General features: G+C 65.9%; 9 protein-coding genes and 1 riboswitch. Of the genes, 4 read left to right on the forward strand and 5 right to left on the reverse strand.

The window, feature by feature from the left end; all coding sequences use genetic code 11:
- Nucleotides 1-27 precede the first annotated feature (27 nt).
- Together BJA_RS16130 and BJA_RS16135 are read left to right on the forward strand one after the other, a co-directional pair.
- Complete coding sequence (locus BJA_RS16130) at nt 28-17,085, forward strand: leukotoxin LktA family filamentous adhesin (protein WP_011086036.1); 17,058 nt, start codon at nt 28-30, stop codon at nt 17,083-17,085.
- Between the two features lie 4 nt (nt 17,086-17,089).
- On the forward strand, nt 17,090-18,775 hold the full coding sequence (locus tag BJA_RS16135) for a ShlB/FhaC/HecB family hemolysin secretion/activation protein (RefSeq protein ID WP_011086037.1): 1,686 nt from the start codon (nt 17,090-17,092) through the stop codon (nt 18,773-18,775).
- Nucleotides 18,776-18,900: 125 nt separating this feature from the next.
- Here BJA_RS16135 and bluB read toward each other — a convergent pair whose 3' ends face one another.
- The 3 genes from bluB to cobU are packed head-to-tail and all read right to left on the reverse strand — an operon-like array spanning nt 18,901 to nt 20,820.
- On the reverse strand, nt 18,901-19,533 hold the full coding sequence (gene bluB / locus BJA_RS16140) for a 5,6-dimethylbenzimidazole synthase (RefSeq protein ID WP_011086038.1): 633 nt from the start codon (nt 19,531-19,533) through the stop codon (nt 18,901-18,903).
- 4 nt (nt 19,534-19,537) lie between these two features.
- Nucleotides 19,538-20,320, reverse strand: coding sequence for an adenosylcobinamide-GDP ribazoletransferase (gene cobS, locus BJA_RS16145; protein ID WP_011086039.1), 783 nt, complete (start codon nt 20,318-20,320; stop codon nt 19,538-19,540).
- Nucleotides 20,317-20,820, reverse strand: coding sequence for a bifunctional adenosylcobinamide kinase/adenosylcobinamide-phosphate guanylyltransferase (cobU, locus tag BJA_RS16150; RefSeq protein ID WP_038966032.1), 504 nt, complete (start codon nt 20,818-20,820; stop codon nt 20,317-20,319). Before cobU ends, cobS begins: the two co-directional genes overlap by 4 nt.
- A gap of 127 nt (nt 20,821-20,947) precedes the next feature.
- On the opposite strand from cobU, the gene cbiB reads away from it, so the two are divergent.
- Both cbiB and cobD read left to right on the forward strand, forming a co-directional pair.
- A complete protein-coding gene (gene cbiB / locus BJA_RS16155) occupies nt 20,948-21,889 on the forward strand; it encodes an adenosylcobinamide-phosphate synthase CbiB (protein ID WP_038966031.1) in 942 nt (313 codons plus the stop codon).
- A gap of 11 nt (nt 21,890-21,900) precedes the next feature.
- Nucleotides 21,901-22,866, forward strand: a complete 966-nt coding sequence (gene cobD, locus BJA_RS16160; protein ID WP_038966030.1) for a threonine-phosphate decarboxylase CobD — start codon at nt 21,901-21,903, stop codon at nt 22,864-22,866.
- On the opposite strand, the gene BJA_RS16165 is transcribed toward cobD, so the two are convergent.
- Both BJA_RS16165 and cobO read right to left on the reverse strand, forming a co-directional pair.
- The gene (locus BJA_RS16165; RefSeq protein ID WP_011086043.1) at nt 22,855-24,303 is read right to left on the reverse strand and encodes a cobyric acid synthase; all 1,449 of its coding nucleotides are present in this window, start codon (nt 24,301-24,303) and stop codon (nt 22,855-22,857) included. The genes cobD and BJA_RS16165 overlap by 12 nt on opposite strands.
- Before the next feature lie 11 nt (nt 24,304-24,314).
- Nucleotides 24,315-24,950: a cob(I)yrinic acid a,c-diamide adenosyltransferase gene (gene cobO / locus BJA_RS16170; RefSeq protein WP_011086044.1), complete on the reverse strand. Its 636-nt coding sequence runs from the start codon at nt 24,948-24,950 to the stop codon at nt 24,315-24,317.
- Between the two features lie 40 nt (nt 24,951-24,990).
- Nucleotides 24,991-25,210: riboswitch (cobalamin riboswitch) on the forward strand.
- Nucleotides 25,211-25,228: the final 18 nt, after the last annotated feature.

Consider the following 25,228-nt stretch of genomic DNA (forward strand, 5'->3'; position numbering starts at 1 on the left):
CGCCAATGCCGATGAAGAGGATATGAAATGCGCGGACCATCTGCGACGCGAAACAACGATGAGCTGACGACGCTGCGGGGGCTTGCGCGCTTCCGCTCGATGTCGCTGCTCTGCGCGATGCAGATGGTCTTCCTGCCGGTGTTCAGCGTCCGCGTTCAGGCGCAGACGGCGAACGTCATCGTTCCGGACGGACGCACCGGGACGTCCTTGCAGACCTCCGGCGGCGTCACCAACGTCACGACGTCGACGGTCTCCGGCAACAACGCCTTCAACTCGTTCTCGCAGTTCAGCGTCGGGCAGGGCAACACCGTCAACCTGCAACTGCCGACCGGCACGCAAAACCTCGTCAACATCGTTCGCGACGCGCCGGTCTACGTCAATGGCACGCTGAACTCCTACATGAACGGTGCGATCGGCGGTAACGTCTATTTCGCCGATCCCAAGGGGTTCGTGGTCGGCCGTTCCGGCACGGTGAATGTCGGCAGCCTCAACGTCTCGACGCCGACGCGCGAGTTCACCGACAGCCTGATCGGCGCGGGCGGGGCGATCAACCAGTCGGCCGTCGGCAATCTGATGGCCGGCTCGTTCCCGGTCTCGCCCGACGGCAACATCCGCATCTACGGCCGGGTCAATGCGCAGGATGGCGTGCGGTTGACCGGGCAGAACGTCTATGTCGGCGGCGCCACCCAGCGCGATATCGCCAATCTCGATCATGCCGCGAAATTTGCGGCCTCCGTCAACTCCAAGGGTCTGCGCAGCGCCAGCTCGATCACCGTCAGCAACGGCTCGATCCATATCGGTGCGGTCAACAATGCCAGGGTCAACGGGCGTCTGACCGCGCAGAGCAAGACCGCAACGCCAAGCAACATCACCGTTCAGGCCGGCAACAACATCGATGTCGGCAAGAAAGCCAATCTCAACATCGCAAGCGCAAACGGCAATGCCGGAGAGATCCGCCTGAAGGCGGCGCAGAACCTGACCGTCGCGGGCGGCGCCAGGTTCGATGCCAGCGCGAAGACGGGCAATGCCGGTCTCGTCGACTTCAGCGCGAACGGGATCATCGACATCGGGAAAGGCATCAAGGTCGATCTCAGTGCGGACAACGGCAAGGCCGGCACGCTGCTGATCGACCCCACCGACGTGGTCGTGGGCGATGCCGCCCAGGGCGACTCCGGCGTGACGCTGTCGAACAGCTCCATCGCTAATGCGCTCGCCGGGCTCAGCGCGGGTGCCGACTACCTCATCCAGGCGGATCATTCCATCACGCTCGCCGCGCATGCGATGATCGATGCCCGCCGTCTCGATGGCTCCGGCCATTCGACCGGCAACGCCAACAACGTCATCATCGACGCGCCCAACATCGAGATCATGAATGGCGCGCAGATCCTGGCCCAGTCGGTCAATTTCGGCGGGACCACCTACGCCGACGGTAACGTGACGCTGAGGGCGACGGCGAGCGACATCAAGCTGTCCGGCCAGGCCACCGCCGCGACGGCGATCACGGTCGACGGCAAGATCACCGGCGGCATCATCTCGATCACCGCAACCTCGACCGCCGTGTCAAGTTTCCTGAACGGTTCTGTGGCCGGTGATTTCGCGCTTGTCGGCTCGACGCTGGCCGCCTCGCTGCTCGGGCTCAATGGCGGCTATGTCGCGGCAAGCGCCACTGCGACCATCAACATCAACAGCCATGCCGACATCAACGGCCGCGGCGATGTCACCATTTCCGCGCATGCCACGGAGACCGCGTCGGATCCGGCGGTCGCCTCCACCTTGCTTGGCAGCCTGACGCCGGTCGCGGCCGGCGTGGTCGTCGGCAAGATCGACGGCACTGCCACGACCAACGTGGCCTCGGGCGCGACGGTCAACGCCGGCGGCAACCTCGAGGTCAAGGCGCTCAACGACGCGACCATCGCCGTCACTGCCCTCGCGGCATCGACGAGCGCGCAGATCGTCCCGACGGTGGCCTATTCCAAGGGATCAGTGTCGACGACCGCCAACGTCGCGACCGGCGCGCATATTGCGGCGGGCCTGGTGAACACGAGCGGCAGCACGCTGAAGGTGCGCGCGATCAACAACAATTCCTTCTCGACCAGCGCAACGTCGGTCGCGGCACCCGGGACGGGGGCGAGCGGCGCCGTCGGCGGGGCGTTCGCCATCAGCGACATCACGACGTCCGCGACCGCGACGCTCGGCGCATCGCTCGGAACCGATACCGCCAACCGGATGAACGGCTCCGTTCTCGTTGAAGCGACGTCGGACACGACGAGCAATTCCACGATGGCCTCGTCCATCGCCGGCCTGCCGGCGCTGATCGCGGCGATCGAACGAGGACTGCGCGCCGTCACCTCGCCGACGTCGATCATCAGGGACCATATGGGCTCGCTGATGCCGTTGAGCTTCGATTTCAAGGTCGCAGGCGCGCTGTCGCTGGCCAACAGCAGCCAGAGCGCGACCGCTGCGATCGCGCAAAATCCGAGCGGCGGCGCGCCGAGCATCTATGCCAGCGGCAACGTTGCCGTTGCCAGCAATGTCATCGATCGCGGCGTTCGCAGCAATGCGACGTCCAGCGCGATCACGAAGGATCCGGTGTCCGGCGAGAGCACCGCGATCAGCGCGGCCGTCGCCTGGGGCAATTTCACGCATAATTCAAACGCCTATGTCGGCAATGGCACACTGATCAACGCAGCGAACATCGCCGTCGATGCCACCACCGAACTGCCGATCACCAATTCCTGGCTGAAGTGGGATGGTTTGGGCGCGGTGCTGAGCCACCTCAACGGCAATCTCGGCGTCGGCGGCAACATCCTGACCAGCTACGCCAATGCCACCGCGGACGCCGGCGACACGATCGGCATCGCCGGTTCGCTGAATCATTTCGTCGTGAACAACAACACGACGGCGTGGGTGGCCGGAAGCGCGAGCCTGACGGCGACCTGCGCGACCGCGGCCTGCGGCAGTGGCACCGGCTGGTCGGTCGGGATGGACAATGGCGACGTCCATACCTACAACGCCAGCATCCAAATCGCGGCCACCACGACCACGGCGTCGATCGACGCCGCCGGCAATGTCGGCACGCTCGGCTTCCTGTTCGGCAACACCTCGGGCGGCTCCTCCGTCGGCGGCGCGCTCAATCTCGTCCAGTTCAACACCAATACCATCGCCGGCGTTTCGGACCGCGCGACGCTGCGTGCGGCGGACGACATCGCCGTCAACGCGATCACTTCAGACCGGTTCGTCGCTGTCGCACCGTCGTCCGGCAAGGCTGCCGGCACGCTGGCGCTGAATGGCATCACTTCGCTCGGTTTCCTGAACAACACGACGCACGCGTCGATATCGAGCCAGGCCACCGTCTATGCACCGACCGTCGGCATCCTGGCGCAGCAGGATCTGTCGGTCGTGACGCTGTCCGGCGCGATGAGCTATAACGGGAGCGGCGGTTCGGCGGTCGGCTTGTCGGTCGCCTATCTCGGCGCAAATACCGACACCGCCGCCTATGTCGGCGACAACCATTCCGACATCCGGCCCGGCGTGTTCAGCTCCAACGATCCGTTCGCTGGCACCAGCGGCGGAAGCGGGGCGGTCAATGTCGACAATCTGACACTCAGCGCGACCACGTCGGGGCGAATCACCGCGGCCGCCGTGGCGGCAGCCGTCTCCGACCCGGCGTCGTCGAATTTCTCCGACAAGGCAGGCGCTGCCGGCGCCGCCTCGACCGGAGGCACCGCCGGCGTGACGACGGCGGCGGGCAAGATCGGTTCGACCTCGGGATCGAGCACCAGCGGCTTCAGCCTCGATCTCGCCGGCAGCTCGTCGGTGAGCGACGTCTCGCTCGGCACCAGCGCCTATATCAAGAACACGACGGTCAACAAGTACACCACGACCAGCGCCGTTCTGACCAATACGATCGTTCAGGCGCTCAACGACACCATGCTCAACAATGGTTCCGGCTCGGCGGCGCTCAATCTGGCCGGAGGGTCCGCCCAGGGGGCTGCGATCGGCGGTGCGATCGCGGCGGCGATGTCGAACAACGCGACACTCGCCTATATCTACGGCACCACCGTGAACAACCAGAGTTCGGTGACGGTGCAGGCGCTCAACGGCGGCTCGGAGACCGTCGTCGCCATCGGCGTGGCGGGATCGAAATCCAACGCGGCGTCGCTGTCGGCCTCCGTCGGCATCATCACGGACAGCGCCAACGCCTATATCGAGAGCTCGACGATCACGGGGCAAGCCACCGGCGTCAATCGCGCGCTCGAGGTCGACGCCTACCAGACCACGAACATCGCGATCGGCGGCGGGTCGCTCTATATAACCGGTGGCCAGGCCGGCGTCGGCATCGGGCTGACCTACGCGTCGATTGCCGATCCCACGGGTGGGAACGCGACCGACGCGCATATCCGCAGCACCTCGATCTCGAACTACGACACCCTGCTGGTGATGGCCGACAGCGCCAGCGTGATCGCGGCCGGTGCGGCCTCGGGCGGGGCAGGGTCCAACGGGCTTGCCGGCGCGATCGTCGTCAGCGAGATCTCGCCGACCACGACGGCCTATATCAGCAGCGGGGCCACGGTGAGCATCGACGTTGGCCGCGTAACGGTGCTGGCGGACAGCGGCGCAGTGTCGGCGCTGGATACGGCTCTCGGAAACCTCGTCAAGAAGTCGAACAACAATCATCTCGCCGAGGACACCTGCACGGTCGCCGGCGGCACGGGCGGGCAGAACTGCATCGACTTCGGCGCGGCTGCGCTCAATGACGGCGCGGGCAACGGTCCGGGCGCCAGCATCGTCTCCGTTGCGGGCCTGATCCAGGCCGGCAAGAACAATGTCGGCGCCTCGATCGTCTACAACACCGTTGCGACGACGCACTCGGCCTATATCGCCAACGTCCTGATGACGGCCGGCAGCAACGGCAATGTCAGCGTGAGCGCGATCGATTCCTCCAAGATCCAGGCTGTCACGATCGGCTTCGGCCTTGCGACCGGACAATTTGCCGGCGTCGGTGGCACCACGATCAGCAGCATCTCCAACACCGTCTCCGCGGCCATCGGCAACAACCAGTCCAGCACGACGCAATCGTCCGTCACGGCCAAGAACATTTCCGTCAGCGCGACCGACAATTCCAGCATCACCGGAACCGCCGCCATCGCGGGGGCGTCGACGCAAGGAAGCGCCGCGGGTCTGGCGCTCGTCTACAGCAGCATCGCCAACAACGTCAGCGCCGGCGTCACCGGCTCCAAGCTGACCGCCTCAGGTAATGTCGCGGTCGGTGCGAACTCGAACGCCAGCATCTCGACGGTCGCCGTCGGTATCGCGATGTCCTCGCAGGTCGGGCTGGCCGGCTCGGTCGCCACCAATCTGATGGGGACCAACGTCACCGCCAGTATCACGGCGGCAGGTACCAACGGTATCAATGGCGCCGACGTCATCGCCACCAACAACGTCGCCGTGATCGCCGGCAACAACGACAAGGTTGGCGTGTTCGGCGGCGCGGTGTCGATCAGCAAGGGGGCGGCGGGCGGCGCGGGCTCGCTGGTCACCAACCAGATCACGGGAACCACTGCGGCCTATATCAGCGGCGCGAACACCAAGGTCGACGCGCTCGGGACCAGCAGCACCGATACGCTGTCGGTCAACAACGGCTCGCTGGTGCATGCCTTCGATCTCGGCACCGCGCACGCGCCGACCGACACCACGCCCGACCTCACCGAGAACCAGGACACCGTGCGCGGCCTTGCCGTGGTCGCGAGCTCGCACCAGGCTGTCGTGACCAACGTCGCGTCGGTCGCCGCGAGTGGCGGCATCTCGATCATGATCAACCCGATCACTAACGTGATGAGCGGGGCGACACGAGCCTATATCGACAGCGCGTCCATCGACACGCGCCTGACCTCGTCGACGCTCAAGCCGCAGATCGAGGTGGCCGCATCGAGCTTCTCCTATTCCGGCGCATTCGGCGCAGGCATCGCCTACGGCAGCAGCGGCGGCGGTGGCGCGACGATTGTCTCGACGACGATCTCGCGCGAGACCTTCGCCTATATCACCAATGCCACGGTCGGCGGCGTCCAGTCGTCGAGCGCGACGTTGGGCGCCGTGACCGTGAAGGCCAATGCGGAGCAGGATGCGTCCTCGATTGCGATCGGCTTCAACAGCGGCTCGGTCGGCCTGAACGTCTTCCAGGCGACCACGGAAGCCTATGTCGACGGCGGCGCGCTGACCGCTTCGTCGCTGACGGTCAACGCCAACAACAACACCGGCATCTTCTCCGCGAACGGCTCTGGTGCCTATGGCAGCCAGGCCGCGATCGGCGCGGCGTTCCTGGTCCAGGTCTCCTCGAACCGGACGCTGGCCTATGTCGGCGATGAGTTCCGCTATCAGGGCAATGGCGCCGCGCACACCACCGCGCTCAATTTGAGCGGTGCGCTCGACGTCGAAGCCAAGACCAAGAACCGCTTCGAGGCCTATGCAATCGGTGGTGCGCTCTCGACGGGCACCGCCGCGATCGCCGGCATGGCGAACATCGAGGTCGCCAACAACAACACCATCGCCGGCGTCTACGACACCACGCTGCAGGGGGTGACGGGCGGTGCGGCCGGCGCGGTCACGGTCAACGCCAACGAGGACGTCGCGATCAAGGAGATCGCGGGCGCGCTCGCGGTCGGCGCCAGCGGAGGAGGGGTCGGCGTCGGCGCTGCGGCCAACGTCATCGTGTTCAAGAGCCGGACCGTTGCCGAGAGCTGGAACAGCAATCTGAACTCGTCAGGCGCGATCAACGTCAACGCGCTCAGCACCAAGGAGGTGCTGTCCTACGCGGTCACCGCCGGCATCGGCGGCAGCGCCGGCATCGGCGCGACCGTCGGCGTCATCATCATCGGCACCAACACCGCGGACGCCGACACGCAGGGCCAGCAGACCGGCCAGCTCAACCAAGGTGGCAACGGCACCATCGCGTCCGTCAACAGCGGCACGAGCAACACGCATGGCAGTGGTGCCGTCGCGAGCGGCACGGCCGGCAATCCGAACAGTGCCAATGTCAGCTCGACCTACGACGTCAGCAATATCCTGAGCGGCGGCAATGACGCGGTCATCGCCCAGATCGCGGGCGGCAACGTCACGGGCACGCAAGTCAACGTCTCGGCCACCAGCGCCAACGCGGCCAAGATGTATCTGCTCGGCGCGGGCTTTGCCAAGAATCTCGGCATTGGCGCCGGCATCGGCTACACCAGCGTCAACAGCACCGTGGTCGCCAACCTCAGCGACTACGGACGCAACGGCGCCGGCGTGCTGGTGGCCGCGGATACGCCTTTGGCCGTCGCGGCGCCCGCCGTCAACGTCCTGGCGGTCGTCAAGGATGCGACCGACGGACCTTATGCCGGCAAGACCATCGATACCGAGGCGATCGCCGGCGGTGCGGCGCTTTACTTCGGCGCTCAGGCCTCGGTGGCGGTCGGCAATGTCAGCAACACCGTGGTGGCCTTGCTTGGCGGCCAGATCACCGGCACGGGGGGCAACGGCGTCGCCGTCCTGGCGCAGGATTCAACGAGCCAGGTCGTCTTCACCGGCGGCGCAAGTGCCGGCGCCGTGGCCGCCGGCGCTTCGGTCGCAACGGCAAGCCGAAACAGCTCCGTCACAGCGCGGGTCCTGGACGACGCTACCGTCAACACTTCGACATTGGGTGTCGGGGCCTCGGGCGCTGGCACCTTGACGACGACGGCAACGGCGCTCTCGGGCGGTATCGTCGCCGGCGCCGGCGCGGATGCAGAGGCCCACGAAAACTCGGGCGTGCTCGCCGAGATCGGATCCGGCGCAGTCATCACCACGTCTGCGACCGGCGACGGCACGCTGGTAGGAGCCGCGATCAAGCCGAATCTGTTGAGCGAGGCGATCGGCGTGTCGGTCGGCGGCGGCGCGGTCGGCGTCGCCATCGCCCAATCGACCGTCGGAGCCACGGTCACGGCCGATGTCGGTGACAACACCAGCTTCTCGGGTGGCAAGCTCGCCGTGACCGCCATGGCGCTCGTCCCCATCATCGGCACGCAAACGAACGGAACCACGACCACGCCGATCTATGGCACGACGACCTGGGCCAAGGCGCTCGCCGGCGGCGGCGGCTCGCTGATCGGCGCGCAGGGCAGTTTCGCAAGGGCCTCCGAAAACGCGACGGTCAAGGCCTATGGCGGGGCGGGAATCCGGCTCCCCAATGCCGACGTGTCCATCACGGCTGAAAACGACAGCTCGCAATATGCCGAGGGGACCGGGCTTTCGAGCGGCTTCCTGGCCCTCGGCGCCACCGTGGCCCAAACGTCGTCGGACGCGAAAACCTACGCCTATCTGGGCGCGCCCGCAGATATGGACGCCCTGAACCGCGCCGCCTACACCGGCAAGCTCACGATCCAGGCGGACGGCAGGGACACGAATTTCTCCAACGCGATAGTCGGCGCGGGCGGTACCTATGCCGGTGCGGCGGCGGTCGCCACCACCAGCTCGACCGCCGTAACCAATGCGCGGTTCGACGGCGGCTCGACGGACGACACGCTCTATCTCGGCGGCCTCACGATCAAGGCGACGCACACCACGAATTACGCCGCGAGCGGCGACGCCTATCAGGCGTCCACGGCGGGCGTGTCCGCCGGCAAGACCAGGAACGACGTCGACTCCACCACGACAGCCGAGATCGGGACGCATCTGATCATCAACTCGGCGGCCGGCGACATGGTCGTCATCGCCAACGACATCGTCAACCAAGCCGGCGGCGGCGCGCGATCGGGCTCGGGCGGCTCATTCTCGGGAGCGGCGGCGCTGAGCGAGTCCTTCGTGACCCAGCGCGTCAATACCAATATCGGCGCCGGCACGGTGCTGAGCCTCAACGACGATCCCAGGACCTCGACCGCGGTGATCAACATCGAGGCCTACAACACGCTGAGCACCAACGATACCGCGAGCCTCGCCACCGCCAGCTTCTTCGCCGGCGGCGGCGCCGAATCCAACATGACGGCGAATGCCACGCTCGCGGTCAACATCAACGCCCGCGAGCTGTTCAGCGCCGGCAAGATCTATGTCGGCACGGCCGCGAAGATGGCGGCGGCGAACAACGCCAATGCCAGCCTCTACGGCGCGATCGCGGGCGTCGGCGCCAGCACCAACAGTTGGGTCCATGCCAACCAGTCCGTCAATGTCGGCGACAACGCGAAGATCGTGGCCTGGCGTGACATCACCATGTATGCCGGCCTGTCCGGCGATGGCACCGTCTTCAGCAGCGTGCAGGCGACGGCGACGACGGTGGTCTACAACAACACCGCCATTCCGATCTCGGCGCTCTATCGCGGCACGGCCAATGCCGACGACACCACGAGCCTGACGCTCGCTCCGACCTCGAGCATTCTCGGCGCGCGCGACATCTATCTCGGCGCCACGCAGGGGCAGGTCACGGCCACCGGCAACGGCAGCAATTACAACCCGTATCTCGACATCTTCAGCGCCAAGAACAGCGAAAACCACAGCCACACCAGTGGAACCGGCGACGTCGCGCTCAACGGCCGGGTGGTTGCTGGCGTCAACAACGATTTGACGATCACGATCAATCTGGGCGCATCCACGCCGACATTGAGCACGACCAGTCCGGACTCGACGCTGACCAACGGCTCCTCGTCGGTCCTCGAGTCCGTCTCCGACGTCAACCACTTCAGTCCGGTGATGAGCTGGAACCACCAGACGGTTCAGTACACTATCGTCGGCAACTTCAATCCTTACGATCTGGTCGTCAGCCAGCTGGCGACGCTGACCGGCCTGACCGCGACGCAGGTCCGCGCGCAGCTCGCGGCGGCGACTCCGACGGCGCCCGCCATCATGTCGCCGTCCGGCACCGATCCGACCGGCGACATCCAGCGGCAGATCGACACGCTGATCAAGCAGGCGCCGTTCACCTCCGACGCGCCCGGCAACGCCTTTGCGTTCGGCGACATCCTGGTGTCCGCCGGCAACGTCTCGATCCTGGCGCAGAAGCTCACCGGAAACAGCGGCACGAATCCTGCCGCGCCCGCGGTCATCGCGCGCAGCTCGCCATTGATCAAGATCGAGAACAAGGGCCTCGACTTCATGAGCCTGGGCAACCTCACGGTCACCGATGTGACCGGAGGTAACATCACCTATCGCCAGATCGACCATGTCGACCCGGATTCGCATTCCAATGTGACCTTCACCGCGATGCCGAGCGCGACGCCGGTCATCGACGTCTCCGCCACCTACAACCGCCTGGATCCCGACTCCGGTCAGGGCATTGACCAGAACGGCAACGTGCTGACCCGCACGCCCGACATCTATTTCAATGGCGCCGTTAACAACGCGAACGGCCTGCTCAAGATCATCAACAATCTCGGCAGCGTCGTCGCATCGCAGTCGCTCAGCGCCGCGACCGTCCAGATCGTGGTGCCCAAAGGCACCTTCACCTTCCTCGGCGGTATCGGGAGCTTCTACGACAGCGGCAGCGCGGTCACCTCGCAATGGGCCACCACTGAAAACAGGCCGGAAGACACGCTGACCGCGGTGATGACGGCGGCGACCTATCTCGGCGCCTACGGCGACTACTATACCGCTCCGCATATCGCTTCGGGAACCGATCACCCCTATTTCTATTACTGCTGCACCGACGGCAGCCACGGAGTGTATCAACCCGTCGGCAACGCCGACGCCAGCACGATCTTCACCGCGCGCATGCTGATGACGTATTACGACGGCACCTCGCTCTATTCATCGATCTTCCTGCCGGTGGGCAGGGGTACGCCTGGGAACACCAGCACTCCCGATGCCGGCAGCGTGCCTGACATCGCGACCCTCAAGATCATCGAGGGGCAGTCGCAGGACTCGGCCAATGTCGTGCTCGCGCAGTGGAAGAAAACGACTTATGACGGCCGCAACGTCTACACCGATAGCGGTCCGTACAAGACGCCGTTCAACTGTGCGTCAGCCTGCGACAGCTCGGGCTTCTTCCAGGTGATCAACATCCAGCCGGATGCGATCACGCCGAAGACCGCGGATTCGCCGGCCACCGCGACAGCCACCCGGACCATCAGCGGCCAGGCGGTCATCATCTCGGCGTCGGTGATCAACATCAACGGCATCATCCAGGCCGGCTCGAGCAGCAACTACTCGGTCAACATCGGCGCCGCTGCGTACGATGCCATCTATGGCAGCAACGGCCTCAAGAATCGCAACGGCGGCGCGGATTTTGCCGCGGCCCAGGCCAATGCGCGGAACGGCGTCTATTACGACATCTCGGGCTCCGTGACGGCGTCGGCCAGCGGCGACGCCAAGATCGGGGTCAGGTACAACGCTCTCACCGACCAGCTCATCCTGAATGGCGTGGCGCAGGGCGCCGGCGGCTACGTCTACCTCAACGGCAAGATCATCTCGACCTCGACCGACAACACCCAGACCCAGGGTAACATCGAGATCAAAGGCGGCGCCGGCACGGTCGCCGTCAACAACACCAGCGGGCTCCAGCTCGTCACCAACACCATCAATACCAGCGTCACTGCCCAGAGCGTGGTCGAGATCGTCGACCAGCTCAAGGGGAAGACGACGTGGTGGGTTTACGATCCCAAGGCTGCAAGCAGCCAGCAGGTGTCGCGGTACGAGACCAACAGTGTCACTGCGGCCGCGATCGACCCGTCGATGCTTACGGCCAGGACCGGTACGGCGGGCGTCCAGTACGCGACGCAGGAGAACATGCTCTATCAATGGGTCGACACCGCGACGCTGGATCGTCTACCCACCAGCACGCAGTTCGACTATGGCTGGAGCTTCACGCCCAATCAGGTCACCGGCGAGAACTGGACCCGCTCGACCAACCTGGTTTCAGGCACGCAGAGCAGCAACTATCAGAAAGTCACCACCGCCACAGGCAGCTATCACTGGGCGGGAGGCGTGAATCCGGATGGGAGCCCCGTTGGACTCAACACCCATTCCAACGCGTGCTGCGGCGCGGACGCCCAGTACAACTGGTACCAGGCGATCTATGATCACCTGACGCTCACGCTGACCAACACGGTCAAGGCGTCGAACCCGATCAACATCAAGTTCATCGGCGGCAGTAGCAGCGACGTCGTGGTCAATTCGACCTCCGGCATCGTCATCAACGGGTCGATCAACAACCAGCAGGGCACGACGACGCTTGCCGCCACCGGCACCAACTCGTCGATCACCGTCGGCGCCAATGCCAACAACCCGGTGATCTCGGGGACGAGCGTGACGCTTCGGGGTGACGGCGGTATCGGCACGCTCGGCACCACCAAGGCGCCCGTCCAGGTGCAGCTCTATGGCGGCAGCCTGACCGCGAGCTCGATCGACCGCGACATCGCGATCTCGGCCATCGGGGCGCTGTCGATCAACCAGGTGAAGGTGAATGCCGCGGGCGCCACGCCGCAGGGCAACGTCTTCCTGTCGGCGACCGGCGACATCAACTCGGCTTCCGCCTACAACGTCGCCAACCCGGTCGTGATCGGCAAGAATATCGAGATCAACTCCACGTCCGGTGCGATCGGCGCGACGAGCGCCGTTGTCAACAACGCCTCCACCCTGACCAATATCAATCCGCTGGTGATCCAGGCGACGGGGACGGTTCAGGCGAGCGGCGCCGTCGATGGCGGCGTGCTCGACAGCTCTTCGGCCACGGGCACCTACATCATCCAGTCCAAGGGCGACCTTCGCCTCGGCACGATCCAGTCGACCGGCGGTCCGGTGTTCCTTGAGGCTGCCGGCTCCGACGGCAACCAGGCCAGCATCCTGAACGGCCGGGCGGCGGTCGGCCTCACCCAGGCGCAGAGCCAGCATCTGCAGGATGTCTGGGCCAGCCTCGACCTGCTCAGCGGCAACGCCGCCACCAACGCCGTCAACAGCTACCAGTCGATGGTGACGTCGGCCTATAACGACTACTTCCAGCTCAGGAACATCGCCTTCCCGAACGGCAGCACCTACAATCCGACCTCAGTGGGGCAGACGGTGCTGCGGGCGCAGGTGGCGGCCAAACTCGGCATCGACCCGGCCGACGTCACCACGACGCAGATGAAGACCGAGGCCACGACGCGGTTCCTGCGGGATCAGTTCCTGCTCGGCAAGATCACCACCGACGAGCTCAAGACCTCGCTGACCAGCCTGCTCGGCAGCGCTCCTTCGGATCCGCTCGGAACGCTGTTCGGCAGCTCGCTGTCGTCGACCCTGTTCACCAAGTTGTTCGACGGCGTCTCGACGGCCAATCAGCGCATGCCGACCAATACGGCGCTGCAGACGGCGCTGAACGCCTATAATGCGACCTACAGCTACACGCTGGCCTCGACCGAGCGGGTCTACGGCATCATCACGGCGGGCTCGCAGTGGACGCAGAGCCAGCTCGCCTACACGGTGTCGTCGTCGGCCGTCGGCGCGGCGCCGCCGCCGATCGACGACAACGTGGTCGCCAATGTCAGTGCGAACCAGATCATGCTCTACGCGCCGCGCGGCTCGGTCGGCAATTCGGCGGCGCCCCAGACGTTCACCTTCACCAGCGTCGATGCCTCCTCGCTGACGCCGGAGCAGAGGGGATTGCTGGCCACCGCCGGTCCGGGCCAGCTCACCGTCGGTGCGGTCACCGATCCCACGACCCATGTCACGACCTATACGGTCAGCCTGTCGCAGCAGAACCTCGTCGTGGTCGACAACCCGATCGCGATCTCGGCCAAGGCGCTGACCAACATCTACCTCGGCAGCAAGAACAGCCTCGCGCTCGGCGGCGTCACCGCGAATTACGGCCCGATCGCGGCCGCGCAGGCTGGCGGCATCCAGGTGACCGGCCGCGGCGACGTCAAGCTCGACGCCGTGACCAGCATCTTCGCCAATGTGAGCGGGCCGGTCATATCAGGTGATATCGGCAACCTGACCCTGATCGCGGAGCGCGGCAATGTCGGTGCAGCCGGGGCCGCCGGAAGCAATCCCGCGACCAACACGAACGCGCTTCAGATCGCGTTCGCCGATCCGAGCAACGACCAGCTCGACCAGGTTTCGTCGGCGCAGGGCATCCACGTGAAGCAGACCACCGGCGATCTCGTCCTCGGCAATATCGCCGCCGGCAATGCGATCCAGCTCGCCGCGACGGGCAGCATCTACGCCGAATCCGACTTCACGGATCGCACGGCGATCCACATCCTTGGCACCGACCTCGATCTGCGCGCCGGCGGCAACATTGGCTTCAACGGTTCGACCTTCCAGCCGCTGCAGGTGAACATCTCGGGCGCGGTGACCGGCTCGGCGGTCGGCGACCTCAGCATCCTCGCGGTCGCCGGCGATCTGATGGTCGGCACGAGCGGCGCCTATGGGGCGCTGACGGCCGGCGGCGCACTGACGCTGAACGTGCCGCGCGGCGCGCTCACCATCAATACCAGCATCACCAGCGCTGGCCTGATGCAACTGCTCGCCAACCGCGGCATGACCTTCGCGGCCGGCACCAGCGCGGCGCCGGTGGTTGCGACCAGCAGCTCGGGCGGCGTGACGCTGGTCGGCGCGACGCTGTCGATGGGCGCCTATTCGGCCATCAACGCGGCTGGTGTGATCTCGGTGACCACCACGGGGGATGCGACGATCGGCCAGGTGAATTCGTTGCTGTCTTACGCGGCGGCCTCGAACGCGCCCTCGATCATCGTTACCGCAGGCGGCGTCGCCTCGCTCGGAGCGATCATCGACAACGGCGACGGCCAGACCAAGTTTGTGGCATCCGGCGCGGGCGCCGGGGTGTCGCTGAACGCGTCGAACGGCATCGGCAACGCGACGAGTCGGTTCACGCTCAACGCGGTACGGCTGTCGGCGAGCGCGAGCGCCGGGGGCATCTACCTGAAGGCGCTGACCGACACCGAGGCGAGCCTGCTCTCCGCGGTGAAAGGCAACGTGGACATCATCGGCGCCGGTGGGCTAACGCTCGACCAAGTGCTGGCGGGCACCGCGACCGGCGCGAGCGGCAGCTTCAGCGCGGTCGCCAACAACGGCAGCATCGTCATCGGCACCGCCGACAGCAGCGGCTCGCAGACGGTCCATGCCGGCCAGAATGTGACGTTCAAGTCGCTCGCGACCACCGGCAACAGCGGTGACGTCGGCAACATCAATGTCACCGCCGACAACGGCTTCATCCTGGCCCAGACCGTGACATCAGGCGGCGTGACCACCCTGGGCGCGGTCTCGGCCAACGGCTCGGCGACGCTGCTTGCCGCCACGACCATCACCGGCAACACGCTCGCTACGACGACGGGCTCGGCGCTGCTGACGGCCGGCAGCGGCCCGATCAACTGGAATACGCTCAACGTCGGCACGACGCTGGGCGCGATGGCAAGCCAGGGCAGCATCACCTTCCGGACCGCGCAGAGCGGCGGCACGCAGACCATCCGCGCCCGCGACAACGTGACCTTCAACGCCCTGACCGCCACGGGCATCACCGGCGATGCCGGCAGCATCAATGTCACCGCTGACAACGGCTTCATCCTGGCGCAGACGGTGACGTCGGGCGGCGTGACGAGCCAGGGCTCGGTCTCGGCCCATGACTCGGCGAGCTTGGTTGCCGCCACGACCATCACCGGCAACACGTTCGCCGCCACGACCGGCGCGGGGCTGCTGACGGCCAGCGGCGGCCCGATCAACTGGAACGTCCTCAACGTCGGCACGACGCTGGGCGCGACGGCGAGCCAGGGCAGCATTGCGCTCCAGACCGCGCAGAGCGGCGGCACGCAAACCATCCGCGCCCACGACAGCGTGACGTTTAACGCGCTGACGGCGACGGGCATCAACGGCGATGCCGGCAGCATCAACGTTACCGCCGACAACGGCTTCATCCTGGCGCAGACGGTGATGGCCGGTGGCATGCCGACGCTGGGCTCGGTCACGGCCAACGGCTCGGCGCGGCTGATCGCGGCGGGCACCAACACCGGTCATAACCTCACGGCCTCGACCGGCAACGCGGTCCTGGGCGGAACGGTCGTTCATTGGGATAATCTCAACGTGGGCGGCACGCTCGGCATCACCGCGACCGCCGGAGGGATCACGGTTGGCACCGCCATCAGCGGCGGCACGCAGACCCTGCATGCCGTGAACGACATTGTCTTCAGCCAGCTTACCACGACGGGTATCCCGGGCGATGCCGGTGACCTCGACGTCAAGTCCGACACGGGCTCGCTCCGCGGCGGATCAATCTCAGCGCACGGCGATACACATTTCGAGGTGGCCGGATCGGTCTCGTTCGACCGGATCAGCGGCGACACCGTCAAGATGACCTCGTCGGGTGACCTGACGATCGGCTGGGTCAGCGTCGTCAGGGAGCTCGATCTTGCGGCAGACACGATCAACGTCAGGGGCGAGCAGATCCGCTCGAACCCAGCGGTCCCGCTGATCATGAACATCACCGGCTACAACGGCGGCGTTGCGAAGTCCGCCAACATCTCGATCGATCCGGACAGCATCATCGTCAACCAGTTCAAGGTGGTGGACGCGAACTTCTTCACCGATGCGCACGCCGTGACGATCCTGAACGGCTATGTCCCGGGCCAGCTCCTGCTCACCACCGCCACGCAGCAGGTGTTGCTCAACAACCGCACGCTGGCGCCGTCCAACGGGCCGACGATCCAGCTGTACCAGCCGGACGGCGTGTTCACGATGAGCCAGGTCGGCAACGCCAATGTCAGCAATGCCTATGTGGTGTTCTACACCGGCGACATCTCGGCAACCGTCACCAATTACGGTCCGAACCACATCTGCTGCAGCAACTTCACCGGCGCCAGCATGGTGCGCAACATTTCCGTCGACGGCGAGGGTAGCGAGAGCATCGAGACCTGGCTCGCGAAGAAGGACGGAGGAACGTTCTACCTGCTCGGCCTCTCCGGCCAGGCGCGTCTCGATGCGCTGCTGACGCCGCGACCGGTCGAAACCATCGGTTCCGGTCCCGCCGTCAATATCGAGGGGCTGAGCGACATGCGCAAGCTGCGCCGCCAGGGGCAGCGTACGGGACGTCAGGGCTGGAAGGACGCCGCGATTGAAACAGCGAAGCCGGCCATTGGTCGCCTCGCGGAAGCGTGGTAGCGGGATGCGGATTCTGGGGGCAGCATTGGGGGTCGGGCTGGCAGCTTGCTGCATTGTCTCCGCGCGCTCCCAGTCGATCAATCCCGGCGTGATCCAGAACGACGTCGACCGGCAGCGCCGGCAGCTCGAACAGCAGAGCGCGCCGCCCAAACTCAACGGGCCGGCGGTGATTGGCGGCGAGCGGGAGAAGTCCCAGCTGTTGAAACCGGGCGGGCCGAAATTCCGCCTGCGCAAGGTGGAGTTTGACGCGTCGAAGTTCATCACGCCCGCGGAGCTCGACGAGATCGCGAAGAAATATGTCGGCAAGGATGTCGACATCGCCTCGCTGTTGCAGCTCGTCGCCGACATCAATGCCATCTACACCGCGCGCGGCATCGTCACCGGCATCGCGACGCTGCCCGATCAGGATGCCAAGGGCGGGGTGGTCAAGATCAAGCTGACCGAAGGCCGGCTCCAGAAGACGACCATCGAAGGCAACAAGCAGACTCGCACCGACTACATCCTTCAGCGCGTCAAGGAGCCGGAAGGCGAGGTCCTCGACGTTTCAAAGCTCAATCGCGACGTGATCTGGTTCAACCGCACCAACGATGTGCAGATCAAGGCGCTGCTCCAGCCCGGCACGAGCTTCGGCCTGACCGATCTGCAGTTCGCTGTGATCGAGCCGCCGATCGATACCTTGCAGCTCTTCGTCGACAACCAGGGCGTGGAGAACACCGGCCGTTGGGAAGGCGGCACGTTCTACAAGCGCCACGGCCTGTTCGGCGTCGACGACCGCCTGACCTTCTACGGCGTCCGCTCCGACGGCAATCTCAACGGCAACGCCGCCTACAGCATTCCGGTCAATCCCTGGGGCGGCCGCGTCGGCGTCAGCTACACCGAAGGCAAGATCAAGATCATCCAGGGACCGTTCGTCGCGCTCGACGTCACCGGACGCTCCAGCCAGGCCGCGATCAATTTCAGCCAGCCGATCTGGGTGACACAGAACTGGCTGGTGCTGTTCAACGCCGCCGAGACCGAGGGCAAGACGGTGAGCCGCTTCGCCACGGTCGCCGTCACCGACGATCATTACGACAAGGCTACGGCCGGATTTTCGGTAACCAATTCCGGCAACAGCTATTCGATCACGGTCTCGCCGGCGGTGAACTACATCGCGTGGCAGGACCACGTGCTCGGCAACAACCGCGCGTTCAACACCTATACCGGCTCGTTGATCGCGACCAGCGCGGCGGGACCGGCGAATTTCAGCGCCAACGTGCTTGCGAGCTGGCAGTACACGCAGGAGAAGCTGCTGCCGGGCGACCAGATCTTCTCGATCGGCGGTCCGACCACCGTGCGTGGTTATCCCTCCAACTCGGCGTCCGGCGACAGCGGCTATTATTTCAACGCCGAGCTGCACTACAATTGGTCGTCATGGCTCAAGGGCTTTGACACCTACGTCTTCACCGACTGGGGTGCGGTATATTCGACATTCCCCGGCGTCACCGAACTGGGCTCGGTCGGCGTCGGCTTCTCCTGGACCTACGCGCCGTTCATGACCTTTGAGGCAAACTACGCGACGCCGCTGAAGATGGCGGTCTCGACCCAGAACCACTACGAGGCCTATGGCCGCATCATCTTCCGGCCGCTGTTGATGTTCCAGAAACAGGAAAGCGTCGCGCCTGTGGCGGCGGTTGCTGGCAGCAAGTCGTAGTGGCAGGTTGCCTCTCTCTCAGTCGTCATTGCGAGAAGCTCTTGCGACGAAGCAATCCAGACTACCTCCGCGGCAAGATTCTGGATTGCTTCGCTGCGCTCGCAATGACGGAGGAGGGCGCCGCCCTAGCGCCGCAGCGTGAATTCGTTCGCGCTTCGCCGGTGCTCCCATTTCGCCTGCTCCAGCTCGGGCTGGTCGCATTCGACTTCCGGATAGCCGATGCAGAGATAGGCGATGAATTTCCAGGTATCAGGCACGTCGAGAATGGTGTGGATGCGATCGGGATGCAGGATCGACACCCAGCCCAGGCCGATGCCTTCCGCACGCGCGGCGAGCCACATTGCGGTGATCGCCGCGACGACAGAATACTCCGTCGTCTCCGGCATGGTCGCGCGCCCGAGGCCGTGCCCGGTGTCGCTGGCCTTGTCCGCGAACACGGCGAGGTGGCCGGGGGCCTGTTCGAGGCCCGACAGCTTTAGGGTGGCATAGCGCGCGGCGCGTTCACCGGCATACGCATTCAGCGCGTCGCCGTTGCAAGTCCTGAAATCGTCGATCACGGCAGTGCGCCGTGCGGCATCGTCGACGATGACGAAGCGCCAGGGTTGGCTGAGGCCGACCGACGGGGAAAGACAGGCCGTCTCAATCAGGCGTTCCACCGCGCCGTCCGGCAAGGGATCGGTGCGAAAGCGGCGCACGTCACGGCGCCATACGAACAGCTCGCGCAAGTGTTGGCGGAAGGTGTCGTCGAACTCGACCATGAGGTCATCGTCCCATCTGGAAGGCCGCGGCAACGAGCAGGATCACGATTTCGCCGGTCTGCTCGAAGGCGCCGAGAATGTCGCCGGTCTGCCCGCCGATCTGGCGGATGGCAAGCCGTGCCAGGATCAGGCCCGCGAGCGACAGCAGGATCAGGCCGACCAGTGCCTTGCCCGGTCCAAGTGCGAGGGTGAGAACGAGAGTTCCAACGGCAAAGGCGATGGCGACGCTGCGGCCCGGCGGCGCTCCGGCGCTTGCCGACAGGCCGTCAGGCCGCGCCGGCGGTACCAGCGACATGAACGCCGGCACGCCCGCGCGGGCTGCGCAATGCGCAGCGCACAGCGCCAGCGTCACCAGCCACGGATTGGCGATCGCCGCGAGCGCGCTCCAGCGCAGGCCGAACGACAGGATCAGTGCGCAGACGCCATAGGTCCCGATGCGGCTGTCGCGCATGATCTCGAGCTTGCGCTCGCGCGTGCGGCCGCCGCCGAGCCCGTCGGCGGTATCGGCAAGCCCGTCCTCGTGCAGCGCGCCGGTGATGAGGGCGGTCGTGGCCAGTGCGAGCAGGGCGGCAAGGTTCGGCGTCAGTCCGAGCCGGCTGGAGATCTTGTAGACCAAGGCGCCGGCAAGTCCGACCAGCAGTCCCGCGACGGGCAGCGCCCAGGTCGCGCGCGCGATGGCGCCGTCGGCCGCAGGCTTTGACGATCCGACCGGCAGGAGCGTGACGAACGACGCCGCGATCCTGAGATCGGCGATGACATTCCGGATCGTCTCGGTGCCCGGTATCATTTCAGCTTCATCGGCAGTCCGGCGACCACGAATTCGACCTCGTCGGCAACGCCGGCGAACGTCTGGTTCATGATTCCGGCGGCATCGCGATAGGTGCGCGCCAGCGCGTTGTCGGGCACGATACCGAGGCCGACCTCATTGGTGACCATGATGACGGGACTGCGCAAGCGAGGGAGAACCTCAGCGAGGTGTGTCACCTCGCGCGACCAGTCGCGCTCGGAATGCAGCAGGTTGGACAGCCAGAGCGTCAGGCAATCAACCAGTCTCGCGCCGCCGCCCTCGGTCTCGACCAGGGCCTGCACCAGGTCGAGCGGCACCTCGCGCTCGATCCAGTCGGCTCCGCGTCGCGCGCGGTGCTTTGCGATGCGGTCCTCCATTTCGGCGTCGAGCGCCTCGGCTGTGGCAATGTACACAGGCCGGCCGGGAAAGGCCTGCGTGCGCGTCTCCGCACGCCGGCTCTTGCCCGATCGCGCTCCGCCCGTGATCAAGATGACGGCCATAAAAGTCTCCTGTCGGCCAGCACTAATCACCAAACGGGGCCAAAGACAAAGCCGAAATCAGGCGGCCAGGGGCTTGCACTCTTCCGCCGTCTTGCGCAACAGGGGCGGAGCGAGACGGGAGATTTGTGTGGGCTTGGCGGGTGCGATGGCGGTGGCGATGGCGGTGGATGCCCTGTTGGGCTGGCCGGCCCCGCTGTTCGCACGGATCGGCCATCCCGTGACCTGGCTCGGCCGCCTGATCGCGGCCATCGACACCGCCTGGAATCGCGGGTCCGATCCGCCGGCGCTGCGCCGTGCCGCGGGCATTGCCGGAGCGTTCCTTGTGATCGCGGTCTCGGCCGCACTCGGCTGGGCGCTTCAGTCGTTGCTCCCCTCGGGCTGGATCCAGATCGTGCTGGCGGGGGTCCTGGCCTGGCCGCTGGTCGCGCTGCGCTCGCTGCATGATCATGTTGCCGCCGTTGCCGCACCTTTGCAGGCCGGCGACATCGCCGGCGCGCGCGACGCGGTCTCGCGCATCGTCGGCCGCGATCCTGCGGCGCTCGATGAAGCCGGCATCGCGCGCGCGGCGATCGAGAGTCTTGCGGAAAACGCCTCCGACGGCATCGTGGCGCCCGTGTTCTGGGGCGCGCTGTTCGGTCTGCCCGGCATTTTGGGTTACAAGGCTATCAACACGCTGGACTCCATGATCGGCCATCGCAGCGAGCGACACGAAGCCTTTGGCTGGGCGGCGGCGCGGATCGACGACGTCGCCAATTTCATTCCGGCGCGGCTGACCGGGTTTCTGTTCGTGCTGCTGGCGCCGCACAGGGCGGAGGCATTGTCGTGCATGACGCGCGATGCGCGCCGGCATCGCTCGCCCAACGCCGGCTGGCCGGAAGCGGCGATGGCCGGCGCGCTCGGCGTGCGGCTCAGCGGTCCCCGGATCTACCACGGCAGCATCACGAACGAGCCCTGGCTGAACGAAGGTGCGCGCGATCCGCTCGCCGCTGACATCTGCGAGGGACTGACGGTCTACCGCCGCGCCATGCTGCTGCTCGCCGGCCTCCTTGCGATCCTCAGCTTCGCGTGAAAGAACAGGACATGCGTGAGCACGGCGGAAATCTCGATCTGGCCCAGCAGCGTTTTGGCGGACGCGCGGAGGACTGGATCGATCTCTCGACGGGGATCAACCGGCTGCCTTATCCGGCGGGCGAGGTGAGCATGCGCGCGTGGAGCGCGCTGCCGTCGCGTGCCGAGATCGATGCCTTGCATCAGGCGGCGCAGCACGCCTACCGCACGAGCGCGGCGCTCGTCGCGATGGGCGGCGCGCAAGCCGCAATTCAATTGCTGCCGCAGCTTGGGCCGCGCGGCCGCGCCCGCATCCTCGCGCCGACCTATAACGAATATGCCGGAGTCCTGTCGGCTGCGGGCTGGGATGTCCTGGAGGTCGGCGATCTCGACGCACTGGTGGGCGCGGATCTCGCCATCGTCGTCAACCCCAACAACCCCGATGGCCGGTGCCATACGCCGCAGGATTTGCTGGCACTGCTGCCGCGCGTCGGCCGTCTCGTCATCGACGAGAGCTTTGTCGACGCCGTTCCGCAGCTGTCGCTTGCGCCGGAAGCGGATCATCCGGGGCTGCTGATCCTGCGCTCCTTCGGGAAGTTTTATGGTCTGGCCGGCCTGCGGCTTGGGTTTGCACTCGGTAGCGCGGCCGACATCGCCAGGATTGCGGCGATGTCGGGGCCATGGCCGGTCTCGGGGGCGGCGATCGCGATCGGCTGCCGCGCATTGCGTGATGATGCCTGGGCGGGGTCCACGTCAGCGCGGCTTGTGCGCGACTGTGCCCGTCTCGACGACATGGCGCGAGCGCAGGGCTGGCGGTTCGTTGGCGGCACGCCGCTGTTTCGTCTCTACGAGACGCCGGATGCGCTGGCCGCGCAGGAGAAGCTCGCGCGCGGCCAGATCTGGTCGCGCGTCTTCGTGCAGAAGCCGACATGGCTGCGGCTCGGACTTCCGGGCAGCGAGCCCGAATGGACGCGCCTCGCCGAGGTCCTAGCGCGCTAGCGAAAGCAGGCCTTCGACGTCGAGATGCTTTTCGATGTGATCGGCGAGCGCATCGAGCGCGCTCTCGACCCTGCTGTGATAGGGCTCGTCGCCTGCCGGGATGTCGAGCTTGGTCAAAAACGCTTTCCGGAAATCATCCGACGTGAACAGGCCGTGCAAATAGCTACCCTGAACGCGGCCATCGCTGGAGATTGCGCCTTCAGGCTCGCCATTCAGTTTGGCGAACGGACGGGCGCGATCGGGCCCGTCGGTGCGGCCGATGTGGATTTCGTAAGCCTGGATCGGCTGGTTGGTTGCCGCATGCACGGCCGTGACCCGTGTCAGTGTTTTCTGCGGGCTCATCACCGTTTGCACATCCAAGAGCCCGAGGCCCGGTGTGTCGCCGGCAGGGCCTTCGATCCCGTCGGGGTCGGCAACGCTGCGTCCGAGCATCTGATAGCCGCCGCAGAGGCCGAGCACGTGGCCGCCGCGGCGATAATGCGCCAGGAGATCAATGTCCCAGCCCTGCGCCCGCAGGAAGGCGAGGTCGCCGCGGGTGGATTTGGAGCCGGGGATGATGACGAGACGCACATCGCCGGGGATCGCTTCACCCGGCCGCACCATGACGAGATCGACGGCCGCCTCGAGCTTGAGCGGATCGAGATCGTCGAAATTGGCGATCCGCGACAGCGCGAGGCAAGCGATCTTGCATTGGCCCGGCTTTCGCGCGTCACTCAGGCCCAGCGCGTCCTCGGCGGGCAACTCGCCGGCGCGCGCAAACCAGGGCAGCACGCCAAAACCGCGCCAGGCGGTCTTTGCTTCGATCAGCTTGTAGCCGTCATCGAACAGTGTGGGATCGCCGCGAAATTTGTTGATGACAAAACCCTGGATCATCGCAGCATCGTCGGGGTCGATCACAGTCTTGATGCCGACGAGCTGGGCGATGACGCCGCCGCGGTCGATATCGCCGATCAGCACCACGGGCACGTCGGCCTTGCGCGCAAAACCCATGTTGGCGATGTCGGCCTTGCGCAAATTGACCTCGGCGGGGCTGCCGGCGCCTTCGACCAGCACGAGATCGGCGCGCGCCTTCAGCCGCTCAAAGCTCTCCAGCACCGCGCCCATCAATGACGGTTTCATCGCCGCGTATTCGCGCGCCCGCGCGGTCGCGATGCGTTTGCCGTGGACAACGACCTGCGCGCCGACATCGGTCTCGGGCTTCAGGAGCACCGGGTTCATGTCGGTGTGCGGCTCGACGCCGGCGGCGAGGGCTTGCAGTGCTTGGGCGCGGCCGATCTCGCCGCCGTCGACGGTCACGGCGGCATTGTTCGACATGTTCTGCGGCTTGAAGGGAAGCACGCGCAGCCCACGCCGCGTGAAGGCGCGCGCAAGGCCGGCGACGATGAGCGACTTGCCCACGTCCGAGCCGGCCCCCTGGATCATCAATGCGCGCGCCATCGCGTGTGTCTTCAGAACTCGACGCCGGCTTGCGCCTTGATGCCGGAGCGGAACGGATGTTTCACCAGCGTCATCTCGGTGACGAGGTCGGCGATCTCGATCAGCTCGTCCTTGGCATTGCGCCCGGTGAGCACGACATGTGTCATCGCAGGCTTTTGCGTCGTCAGGAACTCGACGACCTCAGCGATATCGAGGTAGTCGTAGCGCAGCGCGATGTTGATCTCGTCGAGCACGACCATGCGCAAGCTGGGATCGAGAATCAGCTCCTTGGCCTTCTCCCAGCCGGCGCGCGCAGCGGCGATGTCGCGGGCGCGGTCCTGCGTCTCCCAGGTGAAACCTTCGCCCATCGCGTGGAACTGGCAGAGATCGCCGAAATGGCCGGTGAGGAGGCGCCGCTCGCCTGTATCCCAGGCGCCCTTGATGAACTGCACGACCGCGCAGGGGTAGCCATGGGCGACGCAGCGCACGATCATGCCGAAGGCGGAGGAGGACTTGCCCTTGCCGGCGCCGGTATGGACGATGATGAGGCCCTTCTCGCCGCTCTTGGTCGCCATGATCTTGTCGCGGGCGGCCTTCTTCTTCGCCATTTTCGCGGCGTGGCGGGCATCGGTTTCCTCGGCCGTTTGGGTATCCGGTTCAGGCGTCATCGGACGGGGTCCTTCGGCTTGACAAGAGGCGGCCAGGGGCAAATGGTGGCCCGGCGTTGGTTCCTGTCCTATGACAGGCGAAGAGGGAATGCGATAGGGTCCGAATCGGCAAGATTTGGGTCCAAAATGCAGCCGCCCCCGCGACCGTGACCGGAGAGATGCCCGAGGCCACTGATCCCTGACGGGATCGGGAAGGCGGGGATCGAAGGGCAAAACCCTGCTCCGCAAGCCGGGAGACCTGCCAGCGCGGACGATTTTGGACCGGCGGACGGGGTGTT

The organism is Bradyrhizobium diazoefficiens USDA 110 (assembly GCF_000011365.1).
GTDB classification, from domain to species: Bacteria; Pseudomonadota; Alphaproteobacteria; order Rhizobiales; family Xanthobacteraceae; genus Bradyrhizobium; species Bradyrhizobium diazoefficiens.